The sequence below is a fragment of the Marinovum sp. PR37 genome, from assembly GCF_028807375.1.
In the GTDB taxonomy this organism is placed as follows: Bacteria; Pseudomonadota; Alphaproteobacteria; order Rhodobacterales; family Rhodobacteraceae; genus Marinovum; species Marinovum algicola.
In genome coordinates this window covers 41,915-48,083 of the sequence record NZ_JARAML010000034.1, presented here as the reverse complement: position 1 = coordinate 48,083, position 6,169 = coordinate 41,915, and the positions used below count along the sequence as shown (strand labels likewise).

General features: G+C 63.8%; 3 protein-coding genes and 1 tRNA gene. 2 read left to right on the top strand and 2 right to left on the bottom strand.

The genetic code is table 11. The features are described 5' to 3' along the window. Positions 1 to 480 precede the first annotated feature (480 nt). Positions 481 to 556: transfer RNA gene (locus PVW49_RS21270), tRNA-Thr, on the bottom strand. 136 nt (positions 557 to 692) lie between these two features. Here PVW49_RS21270 and PVW49_RS21265 point away from each other — a divergent pair. Both PVW49_RS21265 and PVW49_RS21260 read left to right on the top strand, forming a co-directional pair. Then, positions 693 to 1,574 (top strand): hypothetical protein, encoded by an 882-nt coding sequence (locus tag PVW49_RS21265; protein ID WP_274591531.1) that lies wholly within the window; start codon positions 693 to 695, stop codon positions 1,572 to 1,574. A 104-nt stretch (positions 1,575 to 1,678) separates the two neighbouring features. Next, positions 1,679 to 5,125, top strand: coding sequence for a pyruvate carboxylase (locus PVW49_RS21260; protein ID WP_048529104.1), 3,447 nt, complete (start codon positions 1,679 to 1,681; stop codon positions 5,123 to 5,125). A gap of 73 nt (positions 5,126 to 5,198) precedes the next feature. On the opposite strand, the gene PVW49_RS21255 is transcribed toward PVW49_RS21260, so the two are convergent. Beyond that, positions 5,199 to 6,086 (bottom strand): cation diffusion facilitator family transporter, encoded by an 888-nt coding sequence (locus PVW49_RS21255; RefSeq protein ID WP_274564452.1) that lies wholly within the window; start codon positions 6,084 to 6,086, stop codon positions 5,199 to 5,201. Positions 6,087 to 6,169: the final 83 nt, after the last annotated feature.

Here is a 6,169-nt window from a genome sequence, read left to right as displayed (position 1 = left end):
ATCCTGATTGTCGCGCTGATCTCACCCTGATTGTCGCGCTATAAAAAATCCCGTGGCAGGTCAACCGCACACTAAAACTGATCCCCCAACCCGCGCGCACCCCTCTATGCGCCTCCAGCACGTTCTCGCACGAGCTGGAGGTGCCCTACCCCGCATTTCTGGTGTACGAGGCTGGGTAGTATTGCGGTGCCGCGCTGGAACGCACTCAATGCCCGGTATAAATCCAAGTCGGCGGAATTAGAGCGTATGCCGTTGATGCCCGCCTCGGCAAAAAACCATTGCGTCAGCTTCCTGCGCCCCTCGCACTATACCTGCGCGGTGTCATCCGTCAGCCAGCCGGGTCTTGGCTCGCAATTATGCAGGAGGTGCGCCTCCGATTTTTTGCCCAATTGTCCCCCAATCAGGGCGAGCCGAACTTAGCAGTCTATGCGCAGCTAAGCACTGCATAGCCTAAGTCACTAATAGAATTGATTATTTCAATGGTGCCCCCACACGGACTCGAACCGCGGACCTACTGATTACAAATCAGTTGCTCTACCAGCTGAGCTATAGGGGCACGTCGCAATCGTCTAAATCGTCGCCGCCGGCGGGGCAAGAGGAAATCTGGCGCGCCGGCGGGGCGGCGCCGCTGCGGGCTTTCCCCGGCGGCAGGCTTTTGTATAGTGCGCGCGAGCGCAGCACAAAGGCCCCCCATGAAAGTCATTCTCCATGCCGGCGCACATGCCACCGACGGCGGCAAGCTTCTGCGATGCCTGCTGCGCAATGCCGATGACCTGCGGGCCCGCGCAGTGGCCGTGCCGGGGCCAAGCCGCTACCGGCAATTGCTCAGCGGCAGCCTCAATGCGCTCGACAAGGCCGATCCCGCGCCCGACGCGCGCGACATCCTGCTCGAGAACATCCTCAGCGAAGACCCCGACAGCTTCGGCCGCATCATCCTGAGCCACGACCACCTGTTCTGCGTGCCCAAGATCGCGCTTGGCAGCGGCCGGATGTATCCACGCGCCGACGAGCGGATGCGCAATGCCGCGCGGCTCTTCGAGACCGACCAGATCGAGCTTTTCATCGGCATCCGCAATCCGGCCACCTGGCTGCCGGCGGTCTATGCCGAGACGCCGCACCAGAGCTTTGACAGCTTTCTCAATGGCACCGAACCCGCTTACCTGCGCTGGTCCGAGGTGATCGAGCGCATCCAGATCGCCCTGCCCGACCTGCCGATCACCGTCTGGTGCAACGAGGACAGCCCGCTGATCTGGGGCGAGATCCTGCGCGCCATGGCCGGGCTGCCCTCGGGCGCCAAGATCGCCGGCGCCTTCGACCTCTTGTCCAGGATCATGTCGGAGGAGGGGATGAGCCGGTTTCGCGCCTTCCTGCACGAACATCCCGGCATCTCCGAGCCGCACAAACGCAAGGTCATGATCGCCTTTCTCGACAAATATGCGCTTGACGAGGCGGTCGAGGAAGAGCTCGATATTCCCGGCTGGACGGACGAATATGTCGACGCGCTGACCGACCTTTACGAACGCGATATCGAGATCATCGCCAACATGAGGAACGTGACCCTGATCGCAGCATGACGCCTTGAAAGCGGTTTGAGGCCACTTTTGAACCTGTCAGACATGTTTACCTACCGGAGCCGACCGTTTAAGCATGCTGCAATGCAACAAATGGAAAGCCTGCCATGCCTGACTTTCAGAAGATCCTCATCGCCAACCGTGGCGAGATCGCCATTCGCATCATGCGCGCCGCCAACGAGATGGGCAAACGGACCGTCGCGGTCTACGCCGAGGAAGACAAACTCGGCCTGCACCGGTTCAAGGCGGACGAAGCGTATCGCATTGGCGAGGGTCTGGGGCCGGTTGCGGCGTATCTGAGCATCGAGGAGATCATCCGCGTTGCCAAGATGTCGGGCGCCGATGCGATCCACCCGGGCTATGGCCTGTTGTCGGAGAACCCCGATTTCGTGGATGCCTGCGACGCCGCCGGCATCACCTTTATCGGCCCCAAGGCCGAGACCATGCGCGCCCTTGGCGACAAGGCCAGCGCGCGGCGCGTGGCGATCGAGGCCGAGGTGCCGGTGATCCCGGCGACCGAGGTGCTGGGCGATGACATGGCCAAGATCAAGAAACAGGCCGCCGAAGTGGGCTATCCGCTGATGCTCAAGGCCTCCTGGGGCGGCGGCGGTCGTGGCATGCGGCCGATCTCTTCCGAGGACGAGCTCGAGGAGAAGGTGCTCGAAGGCCGGCGCGAGGCCGAGGCCGCCTTTGGCAACGGCGAGGGCTATCTGGAAAAGATGATCACCCGCGCCCGCCACGTCGAGGTGCAGATCCTCGGCGACAAGCAGGGCAACATCTACCACCTCTACGAACGCGACTGCTCGGTCCAGAGGCGCAACCAGAAGGTCGTGGAACGCGCGCCCGCGCCCTATCTGAGCGAAGCACAGCGCGAGGAAATCTGTGAGCTCGGCCGCAAGATCTGCGCCCATGTGAACTATGAATGCGCCGGCACCGTCGAATTCCTGATGGATATGGAGACCGGCAAGTTCTATTTCATCGAGGTCAACCCGCGGGTGCAGGTGGAGCACACCGTCACCGAGGAAGTGACCGGCATCGACATCGTGCAGGCGCAGATCCTGATTGCCGAGGGCAAGTCGCTGGCCGAGGCCACCGGCAAGGCCAGCCAGTACGACATCCGCCTCAACGGTCACGCGCTGCAAACCCGGGTCACCACCGAGGATCCGCAGAACAACTTCATCCCCGATTATGGCCGGATCACCGCCTATCGCTCGGCCACCGGCATGGGCATCCGGCTCGATGGCGGCACAGCCTATGCCGGCGGCGTCATCACCCGCTACTATGACAGCCTTCTGACCAAGGTCACCGCCTGGGCGCAGACACCGGAAAAGGCGATTTCGCGCATGGACCGTGCGCTGCGCGAATTCCGCGTGCGCGGCGTCAGCACCAACATCGCCTTTGTCGAGAACCTGCTCAAGCACCCGACCTTTCTCAACAACCAGTACCACACCAAGTTCATCGACGAGACGCCCGAGCTTTTCGATTTCAAGAAGCGCCGCGACCGGGGCACCAAGGTTCTGACCTATATCGCCGACATCACGGTGAACGGTCATCCCGAGGTGCAGGGCCGTCCCAAGCCGCACCCCGAGCTGAAACCGGCCAAGCCGCCGCAGGTGCCCTTTGGCGAGAAACCTGCCTACGGCACCCGCAACCTGCTCGAAGAAAAGGGCCCGCAGGCGGTAGCCGACTGGATGGCCGCGCAGAAGCAGGTTCTGATCACCGACACCGCGATGCGCGACGGGCACCAGTCGCTTCTGGCGACCCGGATGCGCTCGATCGACATGATCAAGGTGGCGCCTGCTTATGCCGCCAAGCTGCCGCAGCTGTTTTCGGTGGAATGCTGGGGCGGCGCGACCTTCGACGTCGCCTACCGCTTCCTTCAGGAATGCCCCTGGCAGCGGCTGCGCGACATCCGCGCGGCGATGCCCAACGTGATGACGCAGATGCTGCTGCGCGCCTCGAACGGGGTGGGCTATACCAACTACCCAGACAACGTGGTGCAGTTCTTTGTCAAACAGGCGGCGGAATCCGGCGTCGACGTCTTCCGCGTCTTCGACAGCCTGAACTGGGTCGAGAACATGCGCGTGGCGATGGACGCGGTGCAGGAGGCGGGCAAGGTCTGCGAAGGCACGATCTGCTACACCGGCGATTTCCGCGATCCGGACCGGTCGAAATACGACCTGAAGTATTATGTCGAGATGGGCCAGCAGCTGCGCGACGGTGGCGCGCATGTGCTGGGCCTCAAGGACATGGCCGGGCTGCTGAAACCTTCGGCCGCCGGCGCGCTGATCAAGACGCTGAAGGAAGAGGTCGGCCTGCCGATCCATTTCCACACCCACGACACCTCGGGCGCCGGCATCGGCACGATCATGGCTGCGGCCGAAGCCGGGGTCGATGCCGTCGATGGCGCGATGGATGCGCTCTCGGGCAACACCTCGCAGCCGACGTTGGGGTCGATCGTCGAGGCGCTGCGCTTTACCGAGCGTGACACCGGGCTCGACATTGCCGCGATCCGCGAGATTTCGAACTACTGGGAAGCGGTGCGCGGCCAGTACGCCGCCTTTGAATCGAGCATGCAGGCTCCGGCTTCGGAGGTCTATCTGCACGAGATGCCCGGCGGCCAGTTCACCAACCTCAAGACCCAGGCCCGTTCGCTCGGGCTTGAGGAGCGCTGGCACGAGGTGGCGCAGGCCTATGCCGACGTCAACATGATGTTCGGCGATATCGTCAAGGTCACGCCGTCATCGAAAGTGGTGGGCGACATGGCGCTGATGATGGTGTCGCAGGGTCTGAGCCGGGCGCAGGTGGAAGACCCCGACACCGACGTGGCCTTCCCGGATTCGGTAATCGACATGATGAAGGGCAACCTCGGCCAGCCGCCGGGCGGCTTCCCCGCGAGCATCCTGAAGAAGGTGCTCAAGGGCGAGAAACCCAACCTCGAGCGCCCCGGCAAGCATCTCAAGCCGGTCGATATCGAGGCGACCCGCAAGCAGGTGTCGGAAGAACTCAATGGCTATGAGGTGGATGACGAGGATCTGAATGGCTACCTGATGTATCCCAAGGTCTTCCTCGACTACATGGGCCGTCATCGCAGCTATGGCCCGGTGCGCGCGCTGCCAACGCATACCTTCTTCTACGGCATGCAGCCCGGCGAAGAGATCACGGCGGAAATCGACCCCGGCAAGACGCTGGAAATCCGGCTTCAGGCGGTTGGCGAGACCGGCGAGGACGGCGAGGTGAAGGTGTTCTTCGAACTCAACGGCCAGCCGCGCGTGATCCGCGTGCCCGACCGCAAGGCCGCCGCCTCTTCCGCCGCACGGCCCAAGGCCGAGCTGGGCAACGACAAGCACATCGGCGCGCCGATGCCGGGCGTCGTGGCGACGGTGGCCGTCAAACCGGGCGACAAGGTCAAGGAAGGCGATCTGCTGCTGACCATCGAGGCGATGAAGATGGAAACCGGCATCCACGCCGAGCGGGCCGCCATTGTCACGGCGGTCCACGTTCAGCCCGGCGGCCAGATCGACGCCAAGGACCTGCTGGTCGAGCTGGACTGACGGCCCCCTATATCCCGAAAACGACGCCCCCGCAGCACTCTGCGGGGGCGTTTTTCATGGTTTCGGCGTCAGCTCATCCGCCCTGCCAGACGTCCTTGTGGATGGTGACATCGGCATTCGGGCAGGCGGCGAGGATTTTCTGGCGGAGATCGGCGCCGATGTCATGCGCCTCGCGCAGCGATTGATCGCCGTCCAACTCGATATGCAGCACGACAAAGATCTGAGAGCCGGCCATCCGCGTCTTGAGGTCGTGAAAATCGCGCACGCCGGGGTGATCGCGTGCCAGCGCCGCGATGATCCCCTCGATGGCATCGGGCGCCTTGCGGTCCATCAGCGAATCGACGGCCTGCTTCGCGATCCGCGCGGCGCCGATGATCATCAGCGCCGCCGCCAGAAGCGCGACAAGCGTGTCGACGATGACCACGCCGAGATAGCGCGCCGCGAGCAATGAGAGGATGGCGCCGAGATTGGGAATCAGGTCGCCGAGATAATGCAAGCTGTCGGCCGCGACGATGCGATTGCCGGTACGCCGCGCCACCCAGCGCTGAAACAACACCAGCGCCAGGGTCAGAGCGACCGACCCGCCCATGATGGCCAGCCCCAGCCCCTCGGCCCGCAGCACCGGCGGCGCGCCTGCCGAAAACCGGGCAAAGGCCGAAAGCCCGATGGCCACGCCGGCCACCGAGATCGCGACCGACTGGGCCAGCGCCGCGAGGTCTTCGGCCGAGCTGTGGCCAAAGGCATGATCGGCATCGGGCGGCCGCGCCGCATAGAGAATCGCCATGAAGGCAGTGGCGGACACCAGCAGATCCAGCGCGCTGTCCGCAGCCGAGGCGGCGATCGCCAATGATCCGGTGGCGGCAAAGGCCCATAGCTTGGCCAGCACGAGAACCCCGGCCACACCAACCGAGGCCAGCCCCGCAGCCTTGTTGAGGCGCCGTCGCGCGGTCTGCTCCACCATGATGCCCCTCTTTTGCCTTGCCAATTCCCGGCGCCGCTGCCGCCGTCGCATTTTCGCCCGCAGCTACCCGATCGACCCCGGAT